At 74.0% G+C, this 26,816-nt stretch carries 23 protein-coding genes and 1 pseudogene; 15 read left to right on the top strand and 9 right to left on the bottom strand.

Annotation, left to right across the window (positions count from 1 at the left end):
- Window positions 1-29 precede the first annotated feature (29 nt).
- Window positions 30-314, top strand: coding sequence for a hypothetical protein (locus ACIQV3_RS36555; RefSeq protein ID WP_403720473.1), 285 nt, complete (start codon window positions 30-32; stop codon window positions 312-314).
- On the opposite strand, the gene ACIQV3_RS36550 is transcribed toward ACIQV3_RS36555, so the two are convergent.
- Together ACIQV3_RS36550 and ACIQV3_RS36545 are read right to left on the bottom strand one after the other, a co-directional pair.
- Complete coding sequence (locus ACIQV3_RS36550; RefSeq protein WP_403720468.1) at window positions 286-1,407, bottom strand: alpha/beta hydrolase; 1,122 nt, start codon at window positions 1,405-1,407, stop codon at window positions 286-288. The two genes, ACIQV3_RS36555 and ACIQV3_RS36550, sit on opposite strands and share 29 nt — an antisense overlap.
- A 330-nt stretch (window positions 1,408-1,737) precedes the next feature.
- Window positions 1,738-3,090: a chloride channel protein gene (locus ACIQV3_RS36545; RefSeq protein WP_403720463.1), complete on the bottom strand. Its 1,353-nt coding sequence runs from the start codon at window positions 3,088-3,090 to the stop codon at window positions 1,738-1,740.
- 237 nt (window positions 3,091-3,327) lie between these two features.
- On the opposite strand from ACIQV3_RS36545, the gene ACIQV3_RS36540 reads away from it, so the two are divergent.
- The 3 genes from ACIQV3_RS36540 to ACIQV3_RS36530 all read left to right on the top strand — a co-directional run bounded on the left by ACIQV3_RS36540 (window position 3,328) and on the right by ACIQV3_RS36530 (window position 8,206).
- Window positions 3,328-6,528 carry a TIM-barrel domain-containing protein gene (locus tag ACIQV3_RS36540; RefSeq protein WP_403720461.1) on the top strand — a complete coding sequence of 1,067 codons (3,201 nt, stop codon included), beginning with the start codon at window positions 3,328-3,330 and terminating at the stop codon, window positions 6,526-6,528.
- Window positions 6,529-6,802: 274 nt separating this feature from the next.
- Window positions 6,803-7,699, top strand: a complete 897-nt coding sequence (locus ACIQV3_RS36535; RefSeq protein ID WP_403720561.1) for an aminoglycoside phosphotransferase family protein — start codon at window positions 6,803-6,805, stop codon at window positions 7,697-7,699.
- Window positions 7,700-7,807: 108 nt separating this feature from the next.
- Complete coding sequence (locus ACIQV3_RS36530) at window positions 7,808-8,206, top strand: hypothetical protein (RefSeq protein ID WP_403720459.1); 399 nt, start codon at window positions 7,808-7,810, stop codon at window positions 8,204-8,206.
- An 83-nt stretch (window positions 8,207-8,289) separates the two neighbouring features.
- Here the strand turns inward: ACIQV3_RS36530 and ACIQV3_RS36525 are convergent, their stop codons facing one another.
- A complete protein-coding gene (locus ACIQV3_RS36525) occupies window positions 8,290-8,919 on the bottom strand; it encodes a TetR/AcrR family transcriptional regulator (RefSeq protein ID WP_403720457.1) in 630 nt (209 codons plus the stop codon).
- Between the two features lie 113 nt (window positions 8,920-9,032).
- On the opposite strand from ACIQV3_RS36525, the gene ACIQV3_RS36520 reads away from it, so the two are divergent.
- The 3 genes from ACIQV3_RS36520 (at window position 9,033) to ACIQV3_RS36510 (ending at window position 11,567) form a co-directional block, all read left to right on the top strand.
- Window positions 9,033-9,293 carry a DUF6158 family protein gene (locus ACIQV3_RS36520; RefSeq protein ID WP_403720454.1) on the top strand — a complete coding sequence of 87 codons (261 nt, stop codon included), beginning with the start codon at window positions 9,033-9,035 and terminating at the stop codon, window positions 9,291-9,293.
- 132 nt (window positions 9,294-9,425) lie between these two features.
- On the top strand, window positions 9,426-9,986 hold the full coding sequence (locus ACIQV3_RS36515; protein WP_403720452.1) for a TetR/AcrR family transcriptional regulator: 561 nt from the start codon (window positions 9,426-9,428) through the stop codon (window positions 9,984-9,986).
- A 57-nt stretch (window positions 9,987-10,043) separates the two neighbouring features.
- Entirely contained in the window at window positions 10,044-11,567 is a 1,524-nt protein-coding gene (locus tag ACIQV3_RS36510) for an MFS transporter (protein ID WP_403720450.1), read from the top strand.
- 27 nt (window positions 11,568-11,594) lie between these two features.
- Here the strand turns inward: ACIQV3_RS36510 and ACIQV3_RS36505 are convergent, their stop codons facing one another.
- The 3 genes from ACIQV3_RS36505 to ACIQV3_RS36495 are packed head-to-tail and all read right to left on the bottom strand — an operon-like array spanning window position 11,595 to window position 15,117.
- Window positions 11,595-12,737 (bottom strand): serine hydrolase domain-containing protein, encoded by a 1,143-nt coding sequence (locus tag ACIQV3_RS36505; RefSeq protein WP_403720448.1) that lies wholly within the window; start codon window positions 12,735-12,737, stop codon window positions 11,595-11,597.
- Window positions 12,734-14,605 carry a carboxylesterase/lipase family protein gene (locus ACIQV3_RS36500; protein WP_403720446.1) on the bottom strand — a complete coding sequence of 624 codons (1,872 nt, stop codon included), beginning with the start codon at window positions 14,603-14,605 and terminating at the stop codon, window positions 12,734-12,736. The genes ACIQV3_RS36505 and ACIQV3_RS36500 overlap by 4 nt, the downstream gene beginning before the upstream one ends.
- Window positions 14,605-15,117, bottom strand: coding sequence for a DUF664 domain-containing protein (locus ACIQV3_RS36495; RefSeq protein ID WP_403720445.1), 513 nt, complete (start codon window positions 15,115-15,117; stop codon window positions 14,605-14,607). Before ACIQV3_RS36495 ends, ACIQV3_RS36500 begins: the two co-directional genes overlap by 1 nt.
- A gap of 184 nt (window positions 15,118-15,301) precedes the next feature.
- Between ACIQV3_RS36495 and ACIQV3_RS36490 the strand changes: the two genes are divergently transcribed.
- Together ACIQV3_RS36490 and ACIQV3_RS36485 are read left to right on the top strand one after the other, a co-directional pair.
- A complete protein-coding gene (locus ACIQV3_RS36490) occupies window positions 15,302-16,396 on the top strand; it encodes a hypothetical protein (protein ID WP_403720443.1) in 1,095 nt (364 codons plus the stop codon).
- Window positions 16,397-16,498: 102 nt separating this feature from the next.
- Window positions 16,499-17,533: a PHP domain-containing protein gene (locus ACIQV3_RS36485; RefSeq protein WP_403720438.1), complete on the top strand. Its 1,035-nt coding sequence runs from the start codon at window positions 16,499-16,501 to the stop codon at window positions 17,531-17,533.
- Window positions 17,534-17,668: 135 nt separating this feature from the next.
- On the opposite strand, the gene ACIQV3_RS36480 is transcribed toward ACIQV3_RS36485, so the two are convergent.
- Complete coding sequence (locus tag ACIQV3_RS36480; RefSeq protein ID WP_403720559.1) at window positions 17,669-18,421, bottom strand: VOC family protein; 753 nt, start codon at window positions 18,419-18,421, stop codon at window positions 17,669-17,671.
- Between the two features lie 200 nt (window positions 18,422-18,621).
- Here ACIQV3_RS36480 and ACIQV3_RS36475 point away from each other — a divergent pair, with 200 nt between their 5' ends.
- The 4 genes from ACIQV3_RS36475 (at window position 18,622) to ACIQV3_RS36460 (ending at window position 22,881) form a co-directional block, all read left to right on the top strand.
- Complete coding sequence (locus ACIQV3_RS36475; RefSeq protein WP_403720434.1) at window positions 18,622-19,707, top strand: GNAT family N-acetyltransferase; 1,086 nt, start codon at window positions 18,622-18,624, stop codon at window positions 19,705-19,707.
- Window positions 19,708-19,851: 144 nt separating this feature from the next.
- Entirely contained in the window at window positions 19,852-20,904 is a 1,053-nt protein-coding gene (locus ACIQV3_RS36470) for an isopenicillin N synthase family dioxygenase (protein ID WP_403720429.1), read from the top strand.
- Between the two features lie 92 nt (window positions 20,905-20,996).
- On the top strand, window positions 20,997-21,530 hold the full coding sequence (locus ACIQV3_RS36465; protein ID WP_403720426.1) for a GNAT family N-acetyltransferase: 534 nt from the start codon (window positions 20,997-20,999) through the stop codon (window positions 21,528-21,530).
- 166 nt (window positions 21,531-21,696) lie between these two features.
- On the top strand, window positions 21,697-22,881 hold the full coding sequence (locus ACIQV3_RS36460) for a hypothetical protein (protein WP_403720422.1): 1,185 nt from the start codon (window positions 21,697-21,699) through the stop codon (window positions 22,879-22,881).
- Between the two features lie 66 nt (window positions 22,882-22,947).
- Here ACIQV3_RS36460 and ACIQV3_RS36455 read toward each other — a convergent pair whose 3' ends face one another.
- Window positions 22,948-23,709, bottom strand: coding sequence for a DUF1524 domain-containing protein (locus tag ACIQV3_RS36455; protein WP_403720419.1), 762 nt, complete (start codon window positions 23,707-23,709; stop codon window positions 22,948-22,950).
- 195 nt (window positions 23,710-23,904) lie between these two features.
- Window positions 23,905-24,459, bottom strand: a complete 555-nt coding sequence (locus ACIQV3_RS36450) for a hypothetical protein (protein WP_403720416.1) — start codon at window positions 24,457-24,459, stop codon at window positions 23,905-23,907.
- Window positions 24,460-24,654: 195 nt separating this feature from the next.
- Between ACIQV3_RS36450 and ACIQV3_RS36445 the strand changes: the two genes are divergently transcribed.
- Together ACIQV3_RS36445 and ACIQV3_RS36440 are read left to right on the top strand one after the other, a co-directional pair.
- Window positions 24,655-26,016 carry an FAD-dependent oxidoreductase gene (locus ACIQV3_RS36445; protein WP_403720413.1) on the top strand — a complete coding sequence of 454 codons (1,362 nt, stop codon included), beginning with the start codon at window positions 24,655-24,657 and terminating at the stop codon, window positions 26,014-26,016.
- 195 nt (window positions 26,017-26,211) lie between these two features.
- Window positions 26,212-26,721 (top strand): annotated as a pseudogene (locus ACIQV3_RS36440) (molybdopterin-dependent oxidoreductase); the annotation flags it as partial.
- Between the last annotated feature and the right edge of the window lie 95 nt (window positions 26,722-26,816).

The raw sequence follows: 26,816 nt of genomic DNA, 5'->3' as shown, positions 1-26,816 counted from the left end.
CAGCCCAACCGCACGACCAGGGAGTCTCCATGAGCGATCCGTACTCCACGCAGCTCGCGGCCGCCCCCGAGTACCGGGTGGAGCCGAGGAGGCTGAACCCGGCGGGCCGGTCCAGCCCGGCGAGTCAGCCGGGTCCGCTGCCGTGCTGCCCGGTGTGCGAGGAAGCACCCGAACGCATTTCCTGGCGCCAGCGTCCGGGGCAGCCGGTGGTGCTGGTCTTCGACCCCTGCGGGCACCGGCACGGCTCACCGGCGGCGCCGGTCCTGGCCGTGAGTCCTCCGCCCGTCACGGGCTGGGGACGGGCCCTCGCATGAGTTTGCTGATCCACTGGATGAGACCGCCGTCGTACATGCCGGGAACGTAGGCGTAGGCGTCGTGGCCGCCGCCCTGGTCGACGTGGAACTTCGTCTTCACGGGCCCCTTGCCGTAGTCCTTGATGAACTTCTCGATGGGCGGCCGGTGCGGGGCGTCGCTGCTCTTGGTGCCGACCTGGAAGGCGAGGTCCACCTCGGGCCCGCCCCGGTCGATGAGCTTCTGCGCGAGCTCGGGCGGGCTGTTCTGGGCCTTCTCCGCGGGGTGGCCGTCCCACAGCCGTGAGTCGGGGACGATGTCGGGCCCGCCGGCGATCACGGCCCGGAACCGGTCGGGCTTCTGCAGCACCGCCTTGAGCCCGGCGAACGCGCCGGAGGAGCTGCCCATGAAGGCCCAGCCGTCGCGGGACTTGATCGTACGGAACGTCGCGCGGACCAGGTCGGGGACGTCCTCGGTGAGCCAGGTGCCCATCTTCGGCTGGCCGGGGATGTCGCTGCCGTCCCAGTAGAGCCCGTCCTTGTCCGATGCCGGGTTCAGCACGGGCATGGCGAGGATGAAGGGGAGGCTGGCGCCCTCCTCGGACCACTTGGAGATGTCCGCCTCCAGCTTGAGGTTGCTCCCGCTCCAGTAGTTCTCGTCGAAGCCGGGCCCGCCGGGCAGCGCGATCATCACGGGGAAGCCGCTGTGCGCGTACTTCGGGTCGTGGTACTGCGGCGGCACCCAGAGCCAGACCTTGCCGGTGAAGTGGGACTTCTTCCCGGCGAGGGTGGTCACCATCACCTTGCTGCCGTCCTCGGGGATGGTGCCGGACACCTTCAGCTCGGGCGTCGGTCCCGTGGGCATCAGGGTCAGTGGGTCGCCCGGCGCACCACCGGCCTTCCCCCGGGCGGCGGCGCCGGGCTCGTCGAGGCGCACGGTGTCGCCGGTGTCGTCTAACGGGTCGAGGTGCGCCACCACTCCGGCGGTCAGCCCGCACACGACGATCAGCGGGACGGCCACCCCGAGCCACCGTCGCCACCGGGGCGGCCGGTCGCCGGTGTTCCCCCGGACCCGTCCGTGTCCGTGCTGCGCCTCCCGGCGTGTGCGGTGCTTCATCGTGCGTGACTCCCGAGCCCTGTGCGGTGGCGGCCGCTGCGGCTGCCGGACAGTGAGAGCGCACCAGGAAAGGAGCGGTTCACCACCAAAGGTTATGAAAAGGGCAAAGGGTCGGTCATGCCCCTGATGATGAGATCGATGCCGGCGAGGAACTGCGCGCGGTCGTCGTGGTCGAGTCCCTGGTCCGCCAGTGCCCGGAGGTCCGCCAGTGCCCGGATGAAGGGATGGCCCTCGGGGCCGAGCTCTTTCCACGATCGGCGCCACGGTGTCCAGGGAGGCGCTGCGGTCGGCTTTCGTATCGAGGCCGCGGGCCCCGGGCCGCCCGCGGGTTCAGGCGTCGGCCGGGGCGGGCTGGAGGTGGGCCGGGTCGGCGGGGCGCGCGCGGTCGATCAGGGAGGAGGCCAGCAGGGCCGTGACCGCCGAGATCACCAGCAGCGGCATCAGCGTGGGTGCCTCCTTGCCCAGCAGGGCGGCGGCCAGGACCACGCCGGTCACCGGAAGCCGGGTACCCGCCACCCCGGCCGCGCAGATGCCGGCTGCCAGGGCGGGGCCCATGCCGAAGCCGGGAAGGCTGCCGAAGGCGACGCCGATGGACGCCCCGATCATGATGGACGGGAAGATCGGGCCGCCCCGGAGGCTGCCCAGGGCGATGCTCCAGCCGATCAGTTTGAAGACCGAGAGGGCCACCAGCGCGCCCACCGCCCAGGACGAGGGCTCGGCGGCCAGCTGGCCGACGGTGTTCTGACCGGACAGCGCCACCTCCTCGGGGGAGCGTCCGGTGATCAGCGCGTAGCCGGTGACGCAGACGCCGACGGCCACCGCGCACAGGACGATCCGCTGCATGGAGGTGCCCGTCCAGGCGTGCACGCGCAGGCCGGCGGACTTGCCCAGGGCGACGACGACCCCGATCAGGGCGGCCATGGGGATGCCCCACAGGAAGTCGCCCGCGTCGGGCAGGCCGGCGGCGGGTTCCTGGGGGAGGGTCAGCGCGCCGATGCCGAGGCCGGTCCAGTGTCCGAAGCCGGTGAAGACCAGGGCTCCGACCCCGCTGGCGAGCAGGGCGGGCAGGATCAGTACGAACAGGCGCGGGCCCCCGGCCACGAGGGCGGCTCCCTCCAGCACCATCACCACCGGGATCAGCGGACTTCCGAAGATGGTGCTGATGGCGGCGGTGGATCCGGCCATGCCGAGCACTGTGGCCAGCTCGGGCTGGGTGGCGCGCTGGGCGGCCCGGATGCTGAGGAGGGCGAGGCCGCTGCCGATCGCCATGAGGGGTGCCTCGGGTCCGAGCATCACACCGAGGGGCAGGCAGGCCAGCGCGGCCAGGATCACGCTCGGGGTCTCGCGGGGCATGGTCGGCGGGCCGCCGAAGCCGTGGGCGGGGACGTGTCCGCCGGCGCCGGTCATCCGCGTGATGATCGGCGCGGCCAGCAGCCCGGCGAGGGTGAGCGTGGGCAGGCCCCACCACCAGGGCGCGCGGGAGTAGCCGAGCAGGTCGGGCGCGGTGTGCCACAGCCAGTGCTGGAGTTCGTGTTCGAGGCTGACGAAACCGAAGGCGAACAGCGAGACCGGGATGCCGATGAGGGCCGAGAGTACGAGCAGCCGCAGGGTCCCGGGGGCGAGGAGGAGCTGACGGAGCGATGCGGGCTGTTGCGGCGGTGCGGGCTGTTTCGCCTGTTCCATGGGTGCCGGGCCCTCCAGAAAAGTCCGTAGTTCGTCTCAGGGTCGGGGCGCGGTGCGGTCCGTGCAGGGCGGGTGGGCCATACGGGTGAAGGACCGGGCGGAGCTCCGCATGCTCAAAGATGCTCGCTGACCAGCCATTCCGAGCAACTTCCTTCAAATGAGCCCTCCGGAGCGCTATGTTGCCCCGTGCATGCCAAAAGGTGTGTCCGTAGTCCGGACTGCACGAGGAGCCGCCCCATGAGACTCATCAGCATCCGCAGGAGCCTGCGGCGCCGACGCGCCCCGGTGGCCGCGCTGCTCGCCGCGGCCCTCGCCGCGACCGGTCTGGCCGCCGCCGGATCCCTCTCCTCCCCGGCCTCGGCCGCCGCCGCGGCGCCGGCCCCCGCCACGGCGGGCAACGCCACCGGCATCACGCAGTCCGGCAACACCTTCACCATCGCAACCGCCGGCGGGGCCAAGGCCCGGGTGGTCGTCGCCCGCGCCGACATCTTCCGGCTCTGGCTCTCGCCCGACGGCGCCTTCACCAACGACCCCGCCGGCACCGACCTCGCCCCCACCACCGATTTCGGCCCGGTGGGCGCCGCCTGGACCGACGCGGGCACCTACTACAAGATCACCACCGGTTCCCTGTCCATCCGGGTCAACAAGACCCCGCTGCGGTTCTCCGCCTACCGGGCGGACAACTCCACCCTCGTCTGGCAGGAGACGCAGCCCACCTCCTGGACCAGCAGCCAGACCACCCAGTACCTGGCGCGGGGAGCGGACGAGCAGTTCTACGGAACGGGCCTGCGCCTGGGCGAATGGGCGCTGCGCGGCAAGACCGTCCCGATCGCCGTCGACAACAAGTGGCGCGAGAACAACAACGCCAGCCCCGCGCCCTTCTACCTGTCGACCAACAACTACGGCGTGATGCGCAACACCTGGGCCCCCGGCTCGTACGGCTTCAACGCGCCCACCACCCTCACCCACGACGAAAAGCGGTTCGACGCCTGGTACTTCACCGGGAACTCCCTCAAGACCGTCCTGGACGCCTACACCGACGTCAGCGGCAAGCCCTTCATGGCCCCGGCGTGGGGCTTCGAACTCGGCAACGCCGACTGCTTCAATGCCTCCAACCCGGCCTACCAGGGCGACCACAACCGGCTCCGCCACCAGACCACCCCGGACGTCGTCGGCTACGCCACGGACGCCCGCGCCGCCGACATGCCCTCGGGCTGGTTCCTGCCCAACGACGGCTACGGCTGCGGCTACACCACACCCCTGAAGTCCACGGTCGACGCGCTGAAGGCCAAGGGCTTCCAGACCGGACTGTGGACCTCGACCGGCCTCGGCAACATCAACGACGAGGTGGGAGTGGCCGGTTCACGAGGAGTGAAGACCGATGTCGCGTGGATCGGCGGCGGTTACAAGACGGCGTTCGCGGGCGTCCAGCAGGCCGTCGACGGCATAGAGAAGAACTCCGACGCCCGCCGCTACGTCTGGACCGTCGACGGCTGGGCCGGCACCCAGCGCAACGCCGTCGTCTGGACCGGTGACACCAACGGCACCTGGGACGACATGCGCTGGCACGTTCCCGCCGTCACCGGCGCCGGCCTCTCCGGCTTCAACTACGCCACCGGCGACGTCGACGGGATCTTCGCCGGCAGCCCCAAGACGTACGTCCGCGACCTCCAGTGGAAGGCCTTCACCCCGGCCTTCATGACCATGTCCGGCTGGGGCGCGACCGGCCCGACCGCCGGCTACCAGGACAAGCAGCCCTGGCGGTTCGCGGAGCCGTACCTCTCGATCAACCGCAAGTACCTCCAGCTCAAGATGCGGCTGATGCCTTACCTGTACTCGATGAGCCGCACCGCGCACGAGACCGGCGTTCCGAGCACCCGCGCGATGGTCCTGGAGTACCCCGAGGACCCGGTGGCGCGCGGCAACCTGACCAGCGGCCAGTTCATGGCCGGTGACTCCTTCCTCGTCGCGCCCGTCGTCTCCGACACCTCCGTGCGCGACGGCATCTACCTCCCGGCCGGCACGTGGACGGACTACTGGACGGGCAAGACCTACGCCGGACCGGGCTGGCTGGGCGGTTACCAGGCCCCGCTCGACACCCTGCCCCTGTTCGTCAAGGGCGGCGCCATCGTCCCGATGTGGCCGCAGATGAACTACACGGGGGAGAAGCCCGTCTCCACCCTCACCTACGACATCCACCCGCGCGGAGCCACCTCCTTCAGCCTGTACGAGGACGACGGCATCACCCGCGCCCACCAGAGCGGAGCCTTCGCCCGCCAGCAGGTCGACGTCACCGCCCCGGCCTCCGGTTCCGGCACGGTCACCGTCTCCGTCGGCGCCCCGGCCGGCAGCTACACCGGCAAACCGGCTTCGCGCGGCTACGAGTTCAGCCTCCACGTGGCCACCGCCCCCGGCGCGGTCACGGTCGACGGCGCCGCCCTCACCCGGCTGACCACCAAGGCCGCCTACGACGCCGCGGCCACGGGCTGGTTCTTCGACGCGGCCGACCGCGGCGGCATCCTGTGGACCAAGACCGGTACGAAGTCGGCCGCGTTCAGCGTCTCGGCCACCGGCACCTCCGTCCCGGCCGCCGACCCCATCCCGGTCACTTCCAGCCCCGTCCCGCAGTCGGCCTGGACCCTGGTCTCCGCCGACAGCCAGGAGACCAGCGGCGAGAACGGCGCCGCCCTGGGCGCCTTCGACGGGAACACCGGGACCATCTGGCACACCGCCTGGTCCGGCTCCGCCCCCGCGGCGCTCCCGCACGAGATCCAGATCGACCTGGGAGCGCGCTACACGGCCGACGGCCTCGGCTACCTGCCCCGCCAGGACGGCGGGGTCAACGGCCGGATCGGCGGCTACGAGGTCTACGTCTCGGACACCACCACCGACTGGGGATCCCCGGTGGCCACCGGCACCTTCGCCGACACGGCGGCCCTCAAGTCGGTCTCCCTGTCCGCCAAAGCGGGCCGCTACCTCCGGCTCAAGGCACTGACCGAGGCGGGCGGGCGCGGCCCCTGGACCAGCGCCGCCGAGATCACCCTCACCGGCCGCCCGACCCCGCTGCCCGCGGCCGCCACCCTGGTCAACGGAGCCTCGGCCACCTGCGTCGACCTCCCGGGCAGCGCCACCACCCCCGGCACCCAGCCCACCCTCTACAGCTGCCACGGCGGCCCCAACCAGCGCTGGACCCTGCAGGGCGACGGCCGGCTGACCGGTCTCGGCGGAGTCTGCCTGGACGCCGCCACCGCCACCGCCGTCGCCGTCCAGACCTGCAACGGCAGCTCCGGCCAGAGCTGGCAGACCGGCCCGGACGGCAGCCTGCGCAACTCCGGCCAGTGCCTGACCCCGGCCGGCTCCGCCACGGCCAACGGCACCAAGCTCACCAGGGTCGCCTGCGCCACGACCCCGGCCCAGCGCTGGACGTTCACCCCCTGACCCGGCGACCCGTGGGGTTCGCGGTTTCCCCGTGATCCCCGCCCGATGAGGACCGCCCGACCCCCCCCACCGAGCCCGGCCCGGCACCCAGCCGGGCCGGGCTCCGGGGCGCGGGGGCGCGGTGGTTACCGTGGGGGCCACGATCTTCGGAGCTTTCAGGAAGGTGCTCATGCCCGCCGCGAATTCCCCCGCCGCGAAGACCCCTGCCGCGAATTCCTCCGCCGTGAAGACGCGCGCCGCGAACGCCCCCGCCGAGGAGACGAGCGCAGCGAAGATGCGCGCCGACGAGCCCGACATCGACGCCGCCCTCGTGCGCGCGCTGATCGCCGGCCAGTTCCCGCAGTGGGCGGGGCTGCCCGTGGAGCGGGTCGACTCCGCCGGCACCTCCAACGCGATGTACCGGCTGGGCGCGGACCTGGTCGTACGCCTTCCCCGTACGCCGGGCGCGGCCGGCGACGTGGCCATGGAGCACCTCTGGCTGCCGCGGCTCGCCCCGGGCCTGCCGGCCGCCATCCCCGCACCGGTCGGCATGGGGCGGCCCGCCGAGGGCTATCCCTGGTCCTGGTCCGTCTTCGGCTGGGTCCCCGGCGAGAACCCCGTGCCCGGCGGGATCGCGGAGCCGGACCTCCTGGCCGGGGACCTGGCGGAGTTCGTCTCCGCACTGCACCGGGCCGATCCGGTGGACGCTCCGGCCTCGTACCGCAGCGAGACCCTGGCGGCCCGGGACGCCGCCACCCGTACCGCGATCGCGGAACTGGGCGCGAGCCCGGACGCCCGCCTGGACGCGCGGGCGGTGACCGCCCTGTGGGAGGCGGCCCTGCGGGCCGAGCCCTGGTCCGGACCGCCCGTCTGGATCCACGCCGACCTGCAGCCGGGGAACCTGCTCCTCGCGGACGGAAGGCTCGCCGCCGTCATCGACTTCGGCTGCGCCGGCCTCGGCGAACCGGCCGTCGACCTGATCGCCGCCTGGTACGTCCTCCCGTCCGCCGCCCGCCCCGCCTTCCGGGCGGCACTGGACGCGGACGGGGCGATGTGGACCCGCGCCCGCGGCTGGGCCCTGTCGATCGCCCTCATGGAACTGAACTACTACCAGGAGACGAACCCGGTCATGGCGGCCATCGCCCGCCACGTCATCGGCGAACTCCTCGCGGACGGCCCGGGGCAGGACTGACAGGAACGCGACGGACGGGCGGCAGGACTGACCGGAACGCGCACGATCCGGCCGGCCGGCCGGCCGGGGTATGGATCGCTGTCAGTGCCGGTTGCGAGGATGGGCGGCATGACGCCTTTCCTTCTGACCGACATAGACCGGGCCGTCCGCAGCAGTTGGAGCGCGATGACGTGCACGCCCGAGTACCGCGACCGGTGGACCCGGGAGAACCCGGCCCGCGACCAGTGCGGTGTGACCGCCATGCTCCTGAACGACCTGCTGGGCGGCGAACTGATCCGCGGCGAGGTCCTGGTCAACGGCGAGCGCGTGGACTACCACTGGTGGAACCGCCTGGGCCTCGGCGTGGAAATCGACCTCACCCGCGAACAGTTCGGCCCGGAGGAGGAGATCACCGAGGGCATCGTCATGCCCCGTCCCCCGGAGAGCGAGTGGCGCCGTCTGCGCACGGAGTACGAGCTCCTGCGCGACGAGGTCATGACCAAGCTCGCCCGGCCCGAGGCGAGGTGACGGCTGCCTCGCGTGGCCCGCGCCTCGGCGCCCGGGAGGCCGTGACGCGGGCAGCCGTGACGAGAACCCGGCGGAGGTGACGGTCAGCAGCGCGGGCGGCGCCCCGGCAGGTGGGCCTCGACGGCGGCGTCGACGAGCCGGTCGAGGGAGGCCGCCGGGTCGCCGTCGAGGGCGTGCGGCAGACTGCCCCGGGCCCACAGCTGCGCCACGCCGTGCAGATTGGCCCACAGCGCCGCGGCGGTGATCCGGGGCTGGTCACCCGCCCCCGCCCGGCACCGGGTGACCAGGGAGACGAGCAGTTCGAACATCGGCAGGGTGGAATCGCGGAGCGGGGACCGAGCCGGTCCCTGCTGCCCGGAGTCGTCCGGCGGGTCGTGGCGGAACATCAGCTCGAACATCCCGGGGTGCTCCAGCGCGTAGCCGACGTACGCGCGTCCCAGTGCCCGTACCTGCCCGCGCGGGTCGTCCGCACCCGGGCCCGCCATCGCGGCCGGGACGCGGGAGCCGAGCTCCTCGAAACCGCGCCGGGCGATGGCGGACAGCAGGGCGTGGTGGGTGGCGAAGTACCGCCGGGGCGCCCCGTGGGACACACCGGCGCGGCGGGCGATCTCGCGCAGCCCGAGCGCGGCGGTCCCCTCGCTCGTCACGAGCTCCACGCCGACGTCGATCAGCCGCTCCCGCAGCCCGCTGTCCTGGTGATCACGCTGAGCCATGGACCGTGTCTACCACTCGCTCGTAGACAGTGTCTATCCAGGCCTGTCGGTGATGATGGGAAGAGCGCGGCCGGGTGAGGTGCCCGGCTCGGCCGAGGGAGAGGTGACCTGCCATGGCGGAGCGCGAAGCCCGCGAGGCCGGGCCGTCGGCGGGCGGGCTGGAAGAGGGCCGCCTGATGAAGGAGCTCGAAGCCATCCACCGCACGCGGCACGAGACCCTGCTGCACGGATCGGAGGACGCGCTGCTCACGCACACCCGGCGGATGGCGGAGCTGGAACGCGAGTACGTCCGACGCCACCCGGAACGCGCCCAGACCACCGGCCGCACCCGCTCGGGCGCCCGCGCCCGCACGGGAACGGAAGAACAGGGCTGAAGCCCGCCCGGAAACCCCGGAAACCCCGGAAACCCCGGAAGCCCCGGAAGCCCCGGAAGCCCCGGAAGCGGCGCGCAACAAACTTGCTTCATGTGAGACAACTTTGTATCGTTTGATACGAAGGAGGATCGCATGATGAACGACGAAGAGCTGCTGGACGGCGCCGCACGCGTGCTCGCCGGCGACCACAGCGCCTCCATGGCGCACATCGCCGCAGGCATCGGCACCAGCCGCGCCACGCTCAGCCGCCGCTACGCCACCCGCGAGGCGCTCCTCAAGGCCGTCGCTGTCCGGGCCATCCACGTGGTCGACGGGTGCCTGGCGCCCGCAGACCTGCCCGCCGACGCCGACGGAGCGGGGTTCGACGCCGCGCTGGAGCGGCTCGTCACCGGGCTGCTGCCCGCCGCGCACCTGTATGGGTTCACCTCGCGCGACGCCACCGTGCTCGCCGACCCCGAGTTCCGGGCCGGGATCCAGCGCCAGGACCAGCGGGCCCTCGCCTTCCTGGCCCTCGGCCAGCGCCTCGGCCGGCTCCGCGTCGACCTGCCCGCGTACTGGATCTGGTACTCGCTGTGGGGACTGCTCGACGCCGCCGCCGAGGGCGTCCGCGACGGCCACCTCGCCCGCCGCGACATCGGCCGGCTCGTCCTCACCTCCTTCCTCGGCGGAACCCGGCCCTCCCCGGCTGCGTGACCACGCCCACGAACCCCTCCCGCGTACGACCGTGAAACAACCGTGAACGGAACCGAAATGCACACCCCCACGCAGGACCCGCGCCGCTGGATCGTGCTCACGATCCTCTCCGGCAGTCTCCTGCTCATCTCGATGGACACCACGATCCTCAACGTGGCCTTCCCCTCGCTCGTCGGCGACCTCCAGCCCGGCGCCGTACAGCAGCTGTGGATCATCGACATCTACGCCCTCGCCCTCTCCGGGCTGCTGGTCACCGCCGGCGCCCTCGGCGACCGCTGGGGCCGCAAGCGCCTGCTCATGGCGGGCTTCGGCATCTTCGCCCTCGCCTCGCTCATCGCCGTCCTGTCCACCGAGGCCTGGCACGTCATCGCGGCCCGCGCCCTCCTCGGCGTCGGCGGCGCCGCGATCATGCCCTCGACCCTGTCGATCCTGCGCACCGTCTTCACCGACGCCAAGGAACGCGCCTTCGCCCTCGCCGTCTGGGCCGCCGTCTTCGGCGGCGGCATGGCCTTCGGTCCCGTCGTCGGCGGCCTGCTCGTCCAGGACTACGGCTGGCACTCCGCCTTCCTCCTCAACCTGCCCGTCACCGCGGTGATCGTCGCGGCCGGCCTGCGCTACCTCCCCGAATCCCGCTCCCCGCGTTCCGCCGGCAAGTGGGACTGGACGGGTGTCGGCCAGTCGATCGTCGGCATGCTCGCCCTCGCGGGCGGCATCAAGCAGCTCGGCAAGAGCGGTGTCGCCGACCCGCTGCCCTGGGCCCTGCTGGTCCTCGCGGTCGTGTCGCTGACCCTGTTCGTCCGCCGGCAGCTCCGCGTGGACAACCCGCTGCTCCAGGTCCGGCTCTTCACCAAGCCCGCCTTCAGCGTGGCCGCCACCGCGATCTTCCTGCCCATGGTGGGCATGGGCGCGATCCTGTTCCTGGTCACCCAGTGGTTCCAGTACGGCCAGGGCTACAGCCCGCTCGAGGCGGGCCTGCGCCTGCTGCCCGCACCGCTCGCGCTGATCTGCGCCTCGATGGTCGCCCCGGCCCTCATGCAGCGCTTCGCGATCCGCCACGTGCTCGGCAGCGGCCTGGTGGTCCTCGCCGCGGGCATGGCCCTGCCCTGGACCCTCCAGCAGTTCACCGGCCTCGGCTACCCGGCCTTCGCCGTCGCGCTCACCATCATGGGCCTGGGCGCGGGCATCGCCACCACCGTCGCCTCGGTGACCCTCATCTCCGCGGCCCCGGCCGACCAGGTCTCCAGCGCCGCCGCCATCGAGGAGACCTGCTACGAGCTCGGCTCGGCCATGGGCGTCGCGATCCTCGGCTCCACCGCCGCCGCGCTCTACCGCGGCAACCTCCCCGCCCTGGACCTGGACTCCACCACGCTGGCCGCCGTACGGGACTCGGTGGGCGAGGCCGCCCACACCGCCGAACAGCTCGGCGGCGGCATCGGCCGGACCCTGCTCGACGCCGCCTCGCAGGCCTACACCCTCGCGATCACCCCGGCGTTCCTGATGGCCGGTGTCCTGGCGATCGCCGCCGCGGCGACCACCTGGACCCTGATCCCGCGCGACCTGCGGCCGACCGAGAACCACTGAGGCAGGAGCGGATCGGGGCGCGGCGCCCTACGAGGAGGCCGCGTACGCCCACACCGCCCGCATCGGCTCCGGCGCCGAGGCGTCGCTCATCTCCCGCTGGGTCAGCAGGATGGTGACGGCCCCCGTCGAGGGGACGATGTGGGCGGCGGTGCCGGTGCCGCCGAGCCAGCCGTAGCGGCCCGGCACGTTCCACGGGTCGGTCGGCATGACGTCGACCGACCCGCCGAACCCCCAGCCCTGACCCTCCAGGAACAGCGCGCCACCCGTCCGCTGGTCCGGGGTCAGCCAGTCGGTGGTCATCCGCCGCACCGAATCGGCCGAGAGCAGCGGGCCGCCCCCGTCGAGCAGCATCCGGGCGAAGCGGTGGTAGTCGTCCACCGTGGAGACCAGCCCGCCCGCGCCGGACGGGAAGACGGGCACGGCGCTCCACTGCCCGTCGGGGGCGTCCACGAGGTCGAGGCCCCCGTCCGCGCCGGCCCGGTACAGGTGCGTGAACCGTCCCGACTGCCCCGCCGGTACGGCGAACCCGGTGTCGGGCATGTCCAGCGGCTCGAAGATCCGCTCCGCCAGGAACTCCGGCAGCGAACACCCCGCCACCCGGGCGATCAGCACGCCCAGAACGTCCGAGCAGGTGTTGTACAGCCAGGCCTCGCCCGGCTGGTACAGCATCGGGATCCGGCCCAGCGCGGCCATCCACTCGTCCGGAGCCGCGACCTCCTGCGGCCGCGGCGGCCCCTGCCGCAGTTCGCCGAAGAGCGGGGCGACCGCCGGGAGCGCGAAGTCGCAGGGGAAGCCCCACCCCGCGCGGAAGGTCATCAGGTCGGCCACCGTCACCGGCCGCTTCGCCGGGACCACCTCGTCGACCGGGCTCGCGGGAGTCCGTACGACCACCGGTGCGGCGATCTCCGGCAGCCAGGGCGCGACCGCGTCGGTGAGGGCGAACCGGCCGTCCTCCACCAGCATCATGACCGCCGCCGCCGTGACCGGTTTGGTCAGCGAGGCGATCCGGAAGATCGAGTCGCGGACCATCGGGGCCTCGCCCCCGGCGTCCGCGCCGCCCACTGCGGCCACTTCGGGCCCCGTGCCGTCGCCCCGGTCCACCAGGGCCACCGCCCCCGGCAGGGTCCCGTCGTCCACGAACGGCTGAAGGATGTCGGTCAAACCGGTCACGAGCCCGCCCTTTCGAGAGCCAGTCCTACGGAGTCCCACAGCCCGCAGTGGTGACGGGCCGCCGCGTCCACCGGGCGGACGCCGCCCGAGTCCCCTGGGGCCGGGTCCTCCGGCGCCAGGGACAGTGGCGCCGGGGACGGTGGCGCCAGGGACAGTACGGCGGGGGAGCGCGGCCACCAGGGCCCCGTCCCGGGGGTGTTCGGATCGCCGGTCGCCGCGAACCGGGTCCAGTAGCCGGTCATCCGCTCCGCGAGCACCCGCTGCGCGGCGCTCATCGGGAGCCCGGTGTCGAAGAGGTAGGGCAGTTCGGACCCGTGCGAGGCCCCGTACGGGAAGTCCGGCACCGGCGGCAGCCCGGTGAAGTCCGGGGCGCTCCGGTCGTCGAACCGGTAGTCGTACGTCGGCACGTGCCGGGCCAGCGCCCGGCTGTCCCGCAGCTGCGGACACACGAAGGAGGCGTCCGTCAGCACGGCCGCGAAGGCCAGCGCGGGCGTCGGATGGGCCGTCACCGGATAGGCGGCCTCGACGAGACCGGCCGTCCGCGCCCCGAACGCGGCGCGCAGCCGGGCCCGGTAGGCCTGCGCGTCGGCGACCGGGTAGGCCGCCAGGGTCTGCCCGAGGAAGATCCGCATCTCGTCGCGGGTCGAGCCCTGTACGACCGGGACCCGGTGGAACTCCCCGCGTTCCAGGGCACGTCGGGGCTCGGTGGGGAGCAGCGGGGTGCCGTAGGACACCGCGGAGAAGAGCGTCATGAGCGCGGGGGTCGCCAGCACCTCCGGAGCGAGGCCGCGCAGGCACTTCAGTACCCCCTCGCCCTCCTCTCCCTCCTTTCCCTCCTCGTCCGCCGGCCGGGCGCAGCCGAGCCGGACCGCCGCCTCGGTTCCCCGGGCCACGGTCCGGGACTCCGGCACGAACGGCTCGTAGGCGGGCAGCGCGGGGAGCAGCGAGTGCGCCGGGACGGTGAGGGAGCAGGATCCGCTCTGCACGATCGCCCGGTGGAACAGGCCGGCCGAGGCGGGGGAGGTGAGGTGAAGGCAGACGCTCAGGCCGCCGGCGGACTCGCCGAACACGGTGACGTTGCCGGGATCGCCTCCGAAGCGGGCGGCGTTGGCCCGCACCCAGCGCAGGGCGGCCTGCTGGTCGGCGAGCGCGAAGCCGGGGGCTCCGTGGAGGGCGGGATGCCCGAAGAGCCCGAAGATCCCGAGCCGGTAGTTGACGGTGACGACCACGGCCCCGCCCGCCGAGGCCAGCCGGCCCGGCCGGTACAGGTCCCCGGCGCCGTTCATGAATCCGCCGCCGTGGAACCAGACCATCACGGGCCTGGCCGGGGCGGCGGTGCGGGGGCCCTGCGAGGTTCCGGCCGTCCGCGCGGCAGCGACCGCTCCCGCCGGGCCGGCCGCCCCCGGCGGGACCACCGGCGCGGGATGGGCGCCGGGTCCGATCCCGCCGGTGGACGGCCGTCCGGCGCCGATGGCATCGCCCGGAACCGTGACGTTGAGGAACAGGCAGTCCTCCGAGCCGCTGGGGGCTCCCGGTCCCACCGCGGGCAGCTGCACGCACCGGGCCCCGGGCGCACCCGCGTCCCGTACGCCCGCCCAGCGCGGTGCGGGCTCCGGGAGCCGCCAGCGCAGCGGCCCGGTCGGCGGGGCGGCGTACGGGATCCCCTCGAAGGTGCGGAACCCGGAGGCCTGCCGCCCGCGCACCGCTCCCCGGTCGGTCTCGACGAGGGGCCGCCCGCCGCCGATGGCGCCGGCGCCGGCCCCGGCCTCGGTGCGGGGCCCGGTCCCGGAGGGGGGTGTGGTCGGCGCCGTGGTTGCCGGGGTGGCGGCGAGGAGGAGGGCCAGCAGCAGGGCTCCCGCGGAAGCCATCAGCGGCCCCTCGACAGCACGCCCCGGATGAAGGCCGCCTGCCCCGCGTGCTGGAGATCGTCACCGATCACGCTGACCAGCCGCACCCCGAGGGTCACCGGCGGGTCCCACCGCTCGTCGACGACCCGGTCCAGATCGGCGGCGGACAGCCCCCGCAGGAACCGCTCCGTCTGCGCGTGGACGGCGTCGGAGTACCCCAGCAGCAGCTCCCCGGAGTCGACCCGGACGGCTCCGGCCTCGCGGGCGGTGTGCCCGTAGCCGGTCGAGCCTCGGGGCAGCGCGAGCCCGAACCGTTCGTCCCAGCCCTCCGCGTGCCAGACCTGTTCCCAGCCGGCCGCATCCGCCACGTGGTCGTCCTGGACCCGGGTCAGGTGCCAGACGAGCCAGGTGATCGAATTCGCCCCGGGATCGATCCGCGCGTCCAGCTGCCCGGGTTCCAGCCCCTCGACCGCCTCGTGCACCACGTCCCGGATCCGGCCGAACGCGTCCGCCAGTACCTCCGTACCCTTCATGCCCCCACCATGCCCAGGACGGGCGCCGACCGGGCCCGCGGCACCGCGGGGGACCCCCGTTTGCCCGCCCCGAATGGCGCAGCGGGCCCGGGTGCCGCTGAATGTAACAAAGCGTGCGCTTCCCATGACGCACGATGACCGGCGTGCGATGTGTAGACCCGCGCGTCGGCGAACGGAGCTTTCCATGAATGACCCGATCACGCTCGCCGCGACGGAGTACGAAGAACCGCGCCGGCTCCCCGACACCACGGCCGTCCGGCCGTCGGCCCCCGACACGGACGACCTCGACTTCGGCCCCGGGTACGGGACCGAGCCGGAGTCCGGGACCGAGTCCCGGACCGGCTCCGGGACCGCTCCCGAGGCCCAGGCCGGTCCGCCGGCCGGCCCCGGGACGGGGGCCGCACCCGGCCGGGACCCCGTACCCCGGCCCGCGCCGGGACCCGCGCCCGCGCACACCCTCCTGGAGACCGCCGCCACCGGCCGTCCCGTCCGGGAGGTCACCGATCTGGTGAACCTCCTCAAGGAGTCCGGACAGGTCCCCAACCCAGGACACGCGGCGCTCCGCGCGGCCGCCGTGGCCCGCCCCGTCCACGAGGTCCGCGAGATGGTGACCCTGCTGGGCGAGCCCCCGCACGAGCTGGTCGAGACCGACATCACGCTGCGGGCCGCCGCACTCGGCCGGCCCATCGAGGACGTCGCCCTGCTCGTCAGCATCCTGGGCACCGGCGAACAGCCGCCGCAGCGCCGCCCCGAGCAGGCGGACCGGGCACGGACCCCCGTCCACCAGCCCGCAGCGCAATCCCAGGCCTGGGCTCAGGCCCCGGCCCAAGCCCCGGCCCAGGTCAGGTCGGAGTCCCCGGCCCGGGGCCCGGCACGGCAGGGAACCGGCGCGCTGCGCCACATACTGCGCTGGCCGGTGGCGCTCGCCCTGCTCCTCTGCGGCGCGCTGCACGTCCCCGGCGATCTGGCGGGCCTGACCTCCGGCGACCCCGGCGGGCTGCTCGCCCTAGCCGTCACCCTGCTCTGCCTGACGGCCGGCGCCCTGCTGGCGGTACGGGACACGGCCGGTGCCTGGCGGGCCGGCGCGGTGGTCGCGCTCGGCGTGGCCGGACTCCACGTGGTCGGCGGCATCGCCGGGTTCGACCCGCTCGGCGGCGCGGTCGGCGGCTCCCTGGAATGGGCCGGCATCACGGCCGTGCTGAGCGCGGCGGCCGCCGCCGTACTCGCCGGCCTGGCCCTGCAGTTCCGTCCGGCGGCCGACCCGGCGGACGGGGCCTGACCCGGGAGGGGAGGGGGCGCGGGTCAGCGACCCGGGCCCCTCCACTCCGTTACGCCGTATCGCCGTATCGCCGCATCGCCGCTTCGCGGAGGGAGACACGCGATGGACCCGGTGGCCGCGCTGGACCGGATCGCGTTCCTGCTGGAACGCGCCCAAGAGCCGACCTACCGGGTCCAGGCCTTCCGCACGGCGGCCGCCGCCGTCGGCCGGATGAGCGGGGACGAGCTGGCCGACCGGGTCCGAGCGGGCACCCTCGAAGCGGTCAAGGGCATCGGCCCGAAAACCGCCCAGGTCGTCCGCGAAGCCCTCGGCGGAACCATCCCCGCCTACTTGCGGGGGCTGGAGGACAAGGCCGCGGCCCACCCCGAAGGGCCGCCGCCCAGCCCCGAGGCCCTCGCCCTGCGCGCCGCCCTGCGCGGCGACTGCCACATGCACTCCGACTGGTCGGACGGAGGCAGCCCCATCGAGGCGATGGCCCGGGCCGCCGCCGCCCTCGGGCACGACTGGGCGGCCCTGACCGACCACTCGCCGCGCCTCACCGTCGCCCGGGGTCTCTCCCCGGACCGGCTGCGCGAACAGCTGCGCACGGTCGCCGAACTCAACGCGACCTGGGCCCCGTTCCGGTTGCTCACCGGCATCGAGTGCGACATCCTCGACGACGGCTCGCTGGACCAGGAGCCGGAACTCCTGGCCGAGGTGGACCTCGTCGTCGGCTCCGTCCACTCCAAGCTCCGGATGGAAGCCCCCGCGATGACCCGGCGGATGGTCGCCGCCGTACGCAACCCCCACCTCGACGTCCTCGGCCACTGCACCGGGCGGCTGGTGACGGGCAAGACGCGGCCGGAGTCACAGTTCGACGCCGAGGCCGTCTTCGCGGCCTGCGCCGAGTCGGGAGCGGCCGTGGAGATCAACAGCCGGCCGGAGCGGCTGGACCCGCCGCTGCGGCTGCTGCGGCTCGCGGTCGCCGCGGGCACCCTCTTCACGATCGACACCGACGCGCACGCCCCGGGACAGCTCGACTGGCAGACCCTCGGCTGCGAACGGGCCCTGGAATGCGGAGTGACGGCCGACAGGGTCGTCAACACCCGGTCCGCGGCCGAGCTCATCGACTGGACCCGGACCCGCCGGCTGCCGTGACCCCCGTCGGCCCGTCGGCTGCCGTAGCCCCGCCAGCCCGCCAGCCCGCCAGCCCGCCAGCCCGCCGACCCGCCGGCCCCCGCCGACCCGCCGGACCCGACCAACCGGCCGCCCCGACCAACCGGCCGCCCCGGCCTACCCCTCGGCCCCGCCGTCCGTACGGGACGCGGTGAGGGTGAAGAGCGCCCCGTCCGGATCGCGCAGCGACACCCACCGCTCGGTCTCGCTCGACCCGGGCTCCGACACCGTGCGGCCGCCCAGCGCGACCGCCGCCTCCACCGCCGGCTCCAGCGCGGGCACCCGGAAGTGCACGTGCCAGCGCGGCCGGGTGTACGGACTGTACGAACCCGGCTCCACGGGACCGCTGTCGAGGCGCGCCACCGGCTCCCCGTCCTGGCGCAGCACGACCCGGTCCTCCTCGTACGCGACCTCGCAGCAGCCGGCGCGGCCGGTGGCCCACTCCAGCACCTCCCCGTAGAAGATCGCCGATTCGAAGGCGTCCCGGGTGCGCAGCTCCAGCCAGGCCGGTGCCTGTCCCGAGCCGACCCGCCAGCCCGAGGAGACCTGGCCCTCCCAGATCCCGAACACCGCCCCGTCGCGGTCCGCCGCCAGCGCCCCGCGGCCCCCCGACTCGAAGGAGACGGGGCCGACCGCGATCGTGCCGCTGCGCTCGCGGATCCGGTCCGCCGCCACGTCGGCGTCGTCGACCGCGAAGTACGGGGTCCAGGCGACGGCCACCGCGAGGTCTCCGGCCAGCGCCCCGATCCCGGCCACCGGCATCCCGTCCAGTTCGGCGACGGTGAAGGCCTCGCCGAGCCGCGCGGGCCGGAACCGCCAGCCCGCGACCGCACCGTAGAACCGCTGCGCCGCGCCGAGGTCCCGTGCCATCAGGCTCACCCAGCACGGCGCCCCGAAGACGTCCCTCGTCGAAATCTCCACCGTTATGCTCCGCCCTTCACCGGGGCGCGGTCAGCGCACCGTCCCGGCACAAGCAGTAGCGCCCCGGCCGGGGCGCGGGCGAGCAGGCGCGCCACCGGGGCGCGGATATCCCCTTGGCGGCCCGCGGGAGGGGCCCTAGGGTTCGCCGGATGCTGATCTACAAGGGTTCCCCCGCCACCGGCGCCGACGCGGAACGGGCGGTCTCGATCGCCACGGACGCACTGCGTGCGGTGGTACACCGCGACTGGAGCACGCCGGCCGCCGGGCTGGACTGGAGCTGCTATGACACCGCCGTGCACGTGGCCGAGGACCTGGTCTCCTACTCCGCGCAGCTCGCGGTGCGCGCCACCGACACGTGGGTCCCCCTGGAGGTCCGGGCGGACGAGGGCACCACCCCCGTCGGGGTGCTCGACATGATCACCGCCTCCGGCCGCTTCCTGTCCGCCGTCGTGCCGCTCGCCGGACCGGAGGTCCGCGCGTGGCATCCGGCAGGGATGGCGGGTGCGGACGGCTTCGCCGCGATGGGCGTCATCGAGACGCTGCTGCACACCCACGACGTGCTCGGCGGCCTCGGCGTGCACGACTGGCGGCCCGGCCCCGAGCTGCCCGCCCTGGTCCTGGACCGCCTCTTCCCGCACCTCCCGCACGGGGACGCCGAGGACCCCTGGCGCACCCTGCTGTGGGCCACCGGCCGGGGCGAACTGCCCGGCCGGGCCCGGCAAACGGTGTGGCGCTGGTACTTCCACCCTGTCCTGGCCGAGCGCGTACTGCTCTGCGAGATCACCCCGAACGTGGCGGCCGACCTGCACGCGGGCGGCACCGGAGGCTTCGTCTGGGCCGGAGACGGACCCGGCGAGGGCACGCGGTACGCCGCGGGCAGGACGGCCAAGGCGCGCGAGGAAGGGACGTACCGGCCGGGCTGGGGCCCGTACGCCATCATCCGGGCGAGCGACCGGCTGGCGATCGGCGCCATGGGCTTCCACGCGGCCCCGGACGCGGAGGGCCGCGCCGAGCTGCGCTACGACATCGTCCCGCCGGCGCGCGGCAACGGCTACGCCGCCGAAGCGGCGAAGGCCCTCTCCGGCTGGGCCTTCGCGCAGCCGGGCCGCACGCTGCCGGCGTCCGGGGCAGACCACCCCGACGACCCCGCGCACGGGGTGCTGCGACGCGCCGGTTTCACGGAGGCGGGCTCCGGGGAAGGCACGGTCCTGTACACCCTGAGCCCGCCGGCTTAGGCCGTCTCTTGCGGATCCTGCCCGGCCTGCATGGCCGGTCGGCATGCCCGGCCTGCATGCCCGGTCGGCAGGGAGCGTAAGAGTCCGCCCGGGCCGGGCCGGACGACCTGGGGCAGCCCCCCGAACCGGAAAGCAGGTCCCGCCGTGGTGAGTTCGCAGGTCCCCGTGATCGATCTCGGCCCGTGGCGCTCCGGCGGGCCCGAGGTCCGCGGACAGGTCGCCTCCCGCGTCGACGAGGCGCTCCAGGAGGCCGGATTCCTGCTGGTGACCGGGCACGGGGTGGACCCGGAGCTGCCCGGGCGGATCCGGGAGGCGGCGCGGACCTTCTTTCGGCTCCCGGCCGCCGCCAAGGCCCCGTACGCCGTCGAGGTCGGCGGCCGGGGCTGGCTCGGCCCGGGCGCCGAGGCCAACAGTTACGCCGAGGGCGCGGCCTCCCCGCCGGACCTCAAGGAATCCTGGTCCTGGGCGGCGGAGGACCCGACCGGGATCCCCGCCGTGGACGCCGAGTGGTTCCGCCCCAACGCGTGGCCGGCCGAAGTGCCCTCGCTGCGGCCGCTGGTGGCGGAGTACCTGGCCGAGATGCGGGCGCTCTCCGACGAGCTGCTGGAGCTGCTGGCCGGCGCCCTGGGCCTGGGCGCGGACCATTTCACCCGCCACACCGGCCACCCCACCTGGGGGTTCAACGTCAACTGGTATCCCGGCACCGAGACCGTCGGGCCGCCGCTGCCCGGCCAGTTCCGCATCGGCGCGCACACCGACTTCGGCACCGTCACCGTCCTGGACCGCCAGCTCGGCGCGGGCGGACTGCAGATCCACACCGACGCCGAGGGCTGGCAGGACGCCCCGTACGATCCGGCCGCGCTCACCGTGAACATCGGGGACCTCATGGCGCGCTGGACGGGCGACCGGTGGCGGGCCGGCCGCCACCGGGTGCTGCCGCCGCCCTCCGACGCGCCCGCCGAGGAGCTGATCTCGCTCGTCTACTTCTACGAGTGCGACCCGCACACCCGGGTCGAACCCCTCCCGGCGCCGCTGGGACGGATCATGCACGAGCCGGTCGACTCGCACGTCCACCTGCGGGCGCAGCTCGACGCGATCACCGTCCCGGTGCGGGATGCGTCGGGGGAGCCGGCAGGGGGCCCGGTGAGGGGTCCGGCGGCAGGTCAGGCGGCTCCGGAGAGGTTTGGCGGGGCCTAGCGGGGCCCGGTGGCGGCCCGCCGGGGGCCCGCCGGTCGGCCCGTGGGGGACCCGATTACGCGATGTCCGGCGCGTTCGGCAGGATGGGAGGCATGACCGAGATCCGCACCCCCCGCCTCCTCCTCCGCCGCTGGTCCGAGGACGACCTCGTCCCCCTGTCGGAGATCCTCGCCGACCCCGAGGTGATGCGCTGGATCGGCGACGGCGAGACCCTCGACCTGGAGGAGACCGCCGAGACCATCGAGCGGTGGGAGGACGAGTGGGACGAGGAGGGCTTCGGGATCTTCGCCGTGGAGCTGCTGGCCTCCGGCGAGCTGATCGGAGCCGTCGGGCTGTCCATGCCGTGGTGGCTGCCCGAGGTCCTGCCCGCGGCCGAGATCACCTGGCGGCTCGGGCGCTCCTACTGGGGCCAGGGCTACGGCTCCGAGGCCGCGCACGCCAGCCTGGAGTTCGCCCTCCAGGACCGCGGCCTCGACCGGGTCGTCGCCGTGAACCGGGCGGGCAACGACGAGTCCGAGAACGTGATCCGCAAGCTGGGCATGACCGCCGAGAAGGACATCAACCACCCGCAGACCCACGCGCTCCTCAACCTCCACGGCATCGACCTGACGGAGTACGAGGGCTGAGCGGCCCCTGCCCGGCCCCTGCCCCGCGCGTCCCCGCATCAACCGATCGGCCGACCCCGCTGTCGGCCGCCGGGCCGAGCGGTCGGGCGGCCCGGCGAGGTGAGGATGGGTACGGGGGAGCGGGCGCACCACCGGCCCCGCCCCCGGAACCGAGAGGGGCACCGCCATGCCGCAGCACGACCGCCCGCACCCGAGCCGCCGCGTACGGGGCACCCGTACCGCCGTCGCGGCCCTCGCCGGAGCGCTGCTGCTGGGCGCCTGCTCCACCCCCGGCGAGCCGCCAGCCGCCGCCCCCGCGGCCTCCCCGCTCCCGACGGCCTCGGCCACCCCGGGCGGCACCCTCCTGGTCGCCGACTTCGGCGCCGACACCGTGAGCTTCGTGGACCCGGAACGCGGCACGGTCGGCTCGGTGCCGGTCGGCAGGGCCCCGTACGGCCTGGCGGTCGGCGCGGACGGCCGGGCCTGGGTGGCCACGGCCGAGGGGGTCGCCGTCGTGGACACCCGGACGCGGACCCGGTCGGCCCTGATCCCGTACCGGACCACCGGCACCGGGCCCGTGACCGGCGGGGAGTACCGGGGCGGGGGCATGGGCATCGCGCTCTCGCCCGACGGGGCGCACGCGTACGCCGGGGTCAACGTGCCCGGTACCACCGGTGTCCTGGAGGTCATCGACACGGCGAGGACCGAGGTCACGGCGGTGGTACCGGTCGGCCGGCGCCCCTTCGACGTGGACGTCTCGCGCGACGGCTCGGAGGTGTACGTCACCGGCCACGACTCCTTCGACGTCACCGTCGTACCGGTCGGGCCCGGCGGATCCGGCGGATCCGGCGGATCCGGCACGAGCACGGCGTCCGCGGCGCCGCGCCGCATCGAGGTCGCCCCGTACGGGACGGAGGGCGGGCTCGGCTCCTGGCTGAAACCGCACTACGCCGTCGTACGGCCGGCGGACGGGATGCTGCTGCTGCCCTTCGAGGGCGAGCGGCTCGCGGTGGTGGATCCGGCCACGGGCCGCACCACGGTGGAGGAGATGACCGCCGACACCCATCAGCACGGGGCCGCGGTCACGGAGGACGGCCGCCTGCTCGTGGTCGGGACGGGGGCGGTGGAGCCGGGCAAGGGCAAGGGGCCCTCCCTCACGGTCCGTTCCCCGGACGGCTCGGAGCGGGTGTACCCGCTGGACGGGCCGCACGAGGACGTGGCCGTGTCCCGGGACGGGCGGACGGCCTACGTCACCGGGGGCTACACCCGCGACGGCTACTGGAACGGCATCACGGTCGTGGACCTCGACGGCGGGGGCGGCCGCCGGCTGGCGGCGGGGTCGCGTCCCCTGGGCATCGCGGTCCTGGGGTGAACGGTCCCGGGACGCACGGCCCTGGGACGCACGGTCCCGGGACGCACGGTCCTGCGGCGAGCGGCGTCAGCCCGCGCAGGTGTCCAGCATGCTGGAGAGCGTCTTCTTCTCGGGCTCGGTGACGGTCAGGCCGTACGCGGACTTGACCGTGGTCCAGGCCCGCCCGTACTGGCACCAGGCCGCCTTCGACGGCGGCTGCCACAGGTCGGGACTCTGGTCGCCCTTCGACCGGTTCGACGAGGCCGTCACCGCCAGCAGCTGGGGGTGCGTCAGATCGTTCGCGAAGGCCTTGCGCTTCGCCGCGTCCCAGCCGGCCGCGCCGGAGCGCCAGCCCTCGGCGAGGGGCACCATGTGGTCGATGTCCATCTTCGAGGCCTCGGTGACCACCACCTCGTCGTACAGGCTCTTCCAGGTGCCGGACACGGCCTTGCACTGGGAGTCCCGGGTGACCTTCGCGCCGTCCCGCTGGAGGATGACCTCACGGGTGTCGCACTTGTCCCCCTGCTCCGCCCAGTGCGTGAACTTGTCCCGGCTGTAGCCGGACATGGTTCCGGGCGCCGCCACCTTCAGCGCGGCCAGCTGGGTACGGGCCACGGAGGCGGCGACCATGCCGGGGAGCACGTCACCGGTGGGGGGCTTCCCGTCCGCGGGAGCCCCGGACGGGGCGGGAGCGGCGGAGGGCGCGGAAGCGGAGGGCGCGGCGCCGCCCGGCTTCGGGTCGTCGCGGGGATCCGCCCCGGCTCCGCTCCCCGCTCCGGAACAGCCGGCGCCGGCCAGCAGCAGCACGGCCGCCAGCACCGCACCGCGCACACGTATCTGACGCCCCATGACCCCACCCCGAACCCCGCCGCACACTGTGACGCGGGAAGCCTACCCATGCCGGACGGGGCCCGAAGCCGGACCCGTTGGCGCGGCGGACGGAGAACGCTCGCCGTACGTACGCCGGGTGACGCCCGGGGGCGGTCCATGGGCGGCTTCGGCGCAGGGGCGGCAGGCCGGAAGAGACGACCTCGGCCCCCGGGTTCAGGCGCCGTGGGCGCGCAGCCACGCCTCCAGGACGGTGAAGTCGGCGTTCCCCAGGCCGATCCGGGGGTCGACCCGGTGGAGGAGGGCCGGGCCGGGGTGGTGGCCGGACACCCAGCGGCGGTCCGCGTCGCCGATCTCGTCGTCGACCCAGGCGAACGCCCGGCCCGCGGCCCGGGTGACGAGCCCGCCGGTCTTCCAGTGCACCGCGCCGCGGCCGTCCGTGGCGGAGGGCTCGGGCCACTCCACCACGGGCAGGGCCGGCAGTCCGAGCCGCGGGGAGAGGCACAGGTTCGCGTCCTCGCCCCAGGTCGTGGCCCACACCAGCTCGCACGGCAGCGCGGCGAGCCGGGGGCCCAGCGCCGGATCGGCCCGGGCGAGCAGGGGGTGGCAGCCGGACGGGTCGGCCGTGCCCGGAGCCGCGTGGACTGAGTGTCCGTGTGGGGAGCCGAACGGGATGAGCGGGCCGTCGACGTCCAGGAAGAGGAGGGGGCGGCGATCGTACGGGGTCTCGGGGCCGGTGGGGCCGGTGGGGCCGGTGTGGGCGGTGTCCATGCGGCCCATGGATATCAGTCGGCCGCGACGGCCGCCCGGGGCTTCGCGGCGGCCACCGCATTCTCCAAGGCTGGCTTGGGGGTGCCATAAGTGAGGGTTATGGGGTCATAACCAGGGGGTGGGTGCCGGGTTAGGCTGCCCTTAGCTTAGGGTTCCCCTTGATCGAGTCTTTCGCCGTTCGAAGGGAACCCAGCCATGCCTCGCCCCCTGCGGGTAGCAATCGTCGGTGCCGGCCCCGCCGGCATCTACGCCGCCGACGCCCTGCTGAAGTCCGAGGCGGCCGTCGAGCCGGGTGTGTCCATCGACATCTTCGAACGGATGCCGGCCCCCTTCGGCCTGATCCGCTACGGCGTCGCACCCGACCACCCCCGCATCAAGGGCATCATCACCGCCCTGCACCAGGTGCTCGACAAGCCGCAGGTCCGCCTCTTCGGCAACGTCGACTACCCGAACGACATCAGCCTCGACGAGCTGCGCTCCTTCTACGACGCCGTGATCTTCTCCACCGGCGCCACCGCGGACCGCGCGCTCACCATCCCCGGTGTCGACCTCGACGGCTCCTACGGCGCCGCCGACTTCGTCTCCTGGTACGACGGCCACCCCGACGTGCCGCGCACCTGGCCGCTGGAGGCCGAGAAGGTCGCCGTCCTCGGCGTCGGCAACGTGGCCCTCGACGTGGCCCGGATCCTCGCCAAGACCGCCGAAGAGCTGCTCCCGACCGAGATCCCGGCGAACGTCCACGACGGCCTCAAGGCCAACAAGGCCCTCGAGGTCCACGTCTTCGGCCGCCGCGGCCCCGCGCAGGCCAAGTTCAGCCCGATGGAGCTGCGCGAGCTGGACCACTCGCCGAACATCGAGGTCATCGTCAACCCCGAGGACATCGACTACGACGAGGGTTCGATCACCACCCGCCGCTCCAACAAGCAGGCGGACATGGTCGCCAAGACCCTGGAGAACTGGGCGATCCGCGACATAGGCGAGCGCCCGCACAAGCTCTTCCTGCACTTCTTCGAGTCGCCCACCGAGATCCTCGGCGAGGACGGCAAGGTCGTGGGCCTGCGCACCGAGCGCACCGAGCTCGACGGCACCGGCAACGTCAAGGGCACCGGCACGTTCACCGACTGGGACGTCCAGTCCGTCTACCGCGCCGTCGGCTACCTCTCCGACGAGCTGCCCAAGCTGCCGTGGGACGTCGACTCCGGCACGGTTCCGGACCAGGGCGGCCGCGTCATCGAGGCCGGCGCGCACCTGGCGTCCACGTACGTCACCGGCTGGATCCGCCGCGGCCCGATCGGCCTCATCGGCCACACCAAGGGCGACGCGAACGAGACGGTCGCCAGCCTGCTCGCCGACCACGCGGACGGCAACCTGCTGACGCCGGCCGCTCCCGAGCCCGAGGCGGTCGAGAGCTTCCTCACGCAGAACGAGGTCCGCTTCACGACGTGGGAGGGCTGGTACAAGCTCGACGCCGCGGAGAAGGCGCTGGGCGAGCCGCAGGGCCGCGAGCGCGTGAAGCTCGTCGAGCGCGAGGACATGCTCAAGGCGAGCGGGGCGTAGCCGGTAGCCGGTACGTGCGCGTGAGCGTCTTACGGAAGTCTGACGGGCGGGCCCGGACCCTGGCGGTCCGGGGCCCGCGGGTGGTCGAATCGCCACGTGAGCACAGACCAGCGACCCGGCCCGGACCGCGGCCCCGTTCCCGACGCCGACCCGGATTCCGAACCCGACCCCGACCCCGACGGCCGCGGTGCCCCCGTGGGCCGGCGGCTGGTCCTCGGCATGGTGGGACTCGGCGCCCTCGGGCTGGCCCTCGCGCCGAAGCTCCAGTCGGGGTTCGACGCCGTACTGGGTTCGGCCGCGAGCAAGGACCCCACCGGGCTCACCGGACTGCTGCCGGGCGGCGGCGGGTTCCGGTACTACTTGGTCGCCTCCTCGGTGCCCGAGCGCGGCCCGGCCGACTACCGGCTGACCGTCGACGGCCTGGTCGAGCGCCCGGCCACGTACACCCTCGACGTGCTGCGGGCCCTGCCGCAGACCCGGATCGTCCGCGACGTCCAGTGCGTGACGGGCTGGCGGGTCCCCGGGACCCCCTTCGAGGGCGTCCCGCTCTTCCGGCTCCTGGACGCCGCCGGGGTGCACCCCGAGGCCCGCGCCATCCGGTTCACCTGCTTCGACGGCACCTACACCGAGAGCCTCACGCTCCCGCAGGCCCGCCGCGAGAACGTCATGGTCGCCCTGAGGATGCAGGACAAGCCCCTCGGCCACCCCTGATCTTGCGTGGGTATCCCCGGCTTCAGCCGGGGAGGGAAACGCATCCTTGAGCGGAGGCGCGAAGCGCCGGAGTTCGCTGCGCCTCCGTC

Source organism: Streptomyces sp. NPDC099050 (assembly GCF_044759865.1).
Lineage (GTDB): Bacteria > Actinomycetota > Actinomycetes > Streptomycetales > Streptomycetaceae > Streptomyces.
Note: the sequence above shows the minus strand (reverse complement) of the source record. Positions and strands in the feature narration are given on the sequence as shown.

Coding starts and splice junctions, on each gene's coding strand:
- ACIQV3_RS36485 (WP_403720438.1), top strand. CDS start 16,499: ATGGACCCGGTGGCCGCGCTGGACCGGATCGCGTTCCTGCTGGAACGC.
- ACIQV3_RS36550 (WP_403720468.1), bottom strand. CDS start 1,407: ATGAAGCACCGCACACGCCGGGAGGCGCAGCACGGACACGGACGGGTC.
- ACIQV3_RS36500 (WP_403720446.1), bottom strand. CDS start 14,605: ATGGCTTCCGCGGGAGCCCTGCTGCTGGCCCTCCTCCTCGCCGCCACC.
- ACIQV3_RS36555 (WP_403720473.1), top strand. CDS start 30: ATGAGCGATCCGTACTCCACGCAGCTCGCGGCCGCCCCCGAGTACCGG.
- ACIQV3_RS36520 (WP_403720454.1), top strand. CDS start 9,033: ATGGCGGAGCGCGAAGCCCGCGAGGCCGGGCCGTCGGCGGGCGGGCTG.
- ACIQV3_RS36515 (WP_403720452.1), top strand. CDS start 9,426: ATGATGAACGACGAAGAGCTGCTGGACGGCGCCGCACGCGTGCTCGCC.
- ACIQV3_RS36445 (WP_403720413.1), top strand. CDS start 24,655: ATGCCTCGCCCCCTGCGGGTAGCAATCGTCGGTGCCGGCCCCGCCGGC.
- ACIQV3_RS36510 (WP_403720450.1), top strand. CDS start 10,044: ATGCACACCCCCACGCAGGACCCGCGCCGCTGGATCGTGCTCACGATC.
- ACIQV3_RS36455 (WP_403720419.1), bottom strand. CDS start 23,709: ATGGGGCGTCAGATACGTGTGCGCGGTGCGGTGCTGGCGGCCGTGCTG.
- ACIQV3_RS36490 (WP_403720443.1), top strand. CDS start 15,302: ATGAATGACCCGATCACGCTCGCCGCGACGGAGTACGAAGAACCGCGC.
- ACIQV3_RS36530 (WP_403720459.1), top strand. CDS start 7,808: ATGACGCCTTTCCTTCTGACCGACATAGACCGGGCCGTCCGCAGCAGT.
- ACIQV3_RS36540 (WP_403720461.1), top strand. CDS start 3,328: ATGAGACTCATCAGCATCCGCAGGAGCCTGCGGCGCCGACGCGCCCCG.
- ACIQV3_RS36535 (WP_403720561.1), top strand. CDS start 6,803: ATGCGCGCCGACGAGCCCGACATCGACGCCGCCCTCGTGCGCGCGCTG.
- ACIQV3_RS36450 (WP_403720416.1), bottom strand. CDS start 24,459: ATGGACACCGCCCACACCGGCCCCACCGGCCCCACCGGCCCCGAGACC.
- ACIQV3_RS36460 (WP_403720422.1), top strand. CDS start 21,697: ATGCCGCAGCACGACCGCCCGCACCCGAGCCGCCGCGTACGGGGCACC.
- ACIQV3_RS36465 (WP_403720426.1), top strand. CDS start 20,997: ATGACCGAGATCCGCACCCCCCGCCTCCTCCTCCGCCGCTGGTCCGAG.
- ACIQV3_RS36480 (WP_403720559.1), bottom strand. CDS start 18,421: ATGGCACGGGACCTCGGCGCGGCGCAGCGGTTCTACGGTGCGGTCGCG.
- ACIQV3_RS36525 (WP_403720457.1), bottom strand. CDS start 8,919: ATGGCTCAGCGTGATCACCAGGACAGCGGGCTGCGGGAGCGGCTGATC.
- ACIQV3_RS36495 (WP_403720445.1), bottom strand. CDS start 15,117: ATGAAGGGTACGGAGGTACTGGCGGACGCGTTCGGCCGGATCCGGGAC.
- ACIQV3_RS36475 (WP_403720434.1), top strand. CDS start 18,622: ATGCTGATCTACAAGGGTTCCCCCGCCACCGGCGCCGACGCGGAACGG.
- ACIQV3_RS36545 (WP_403720463.1), bottom strand. CDS start 3,090: ATGGAACAGGCGAAACAGCCCGCACCGCCGCAACAGCCCGCATCGCTC.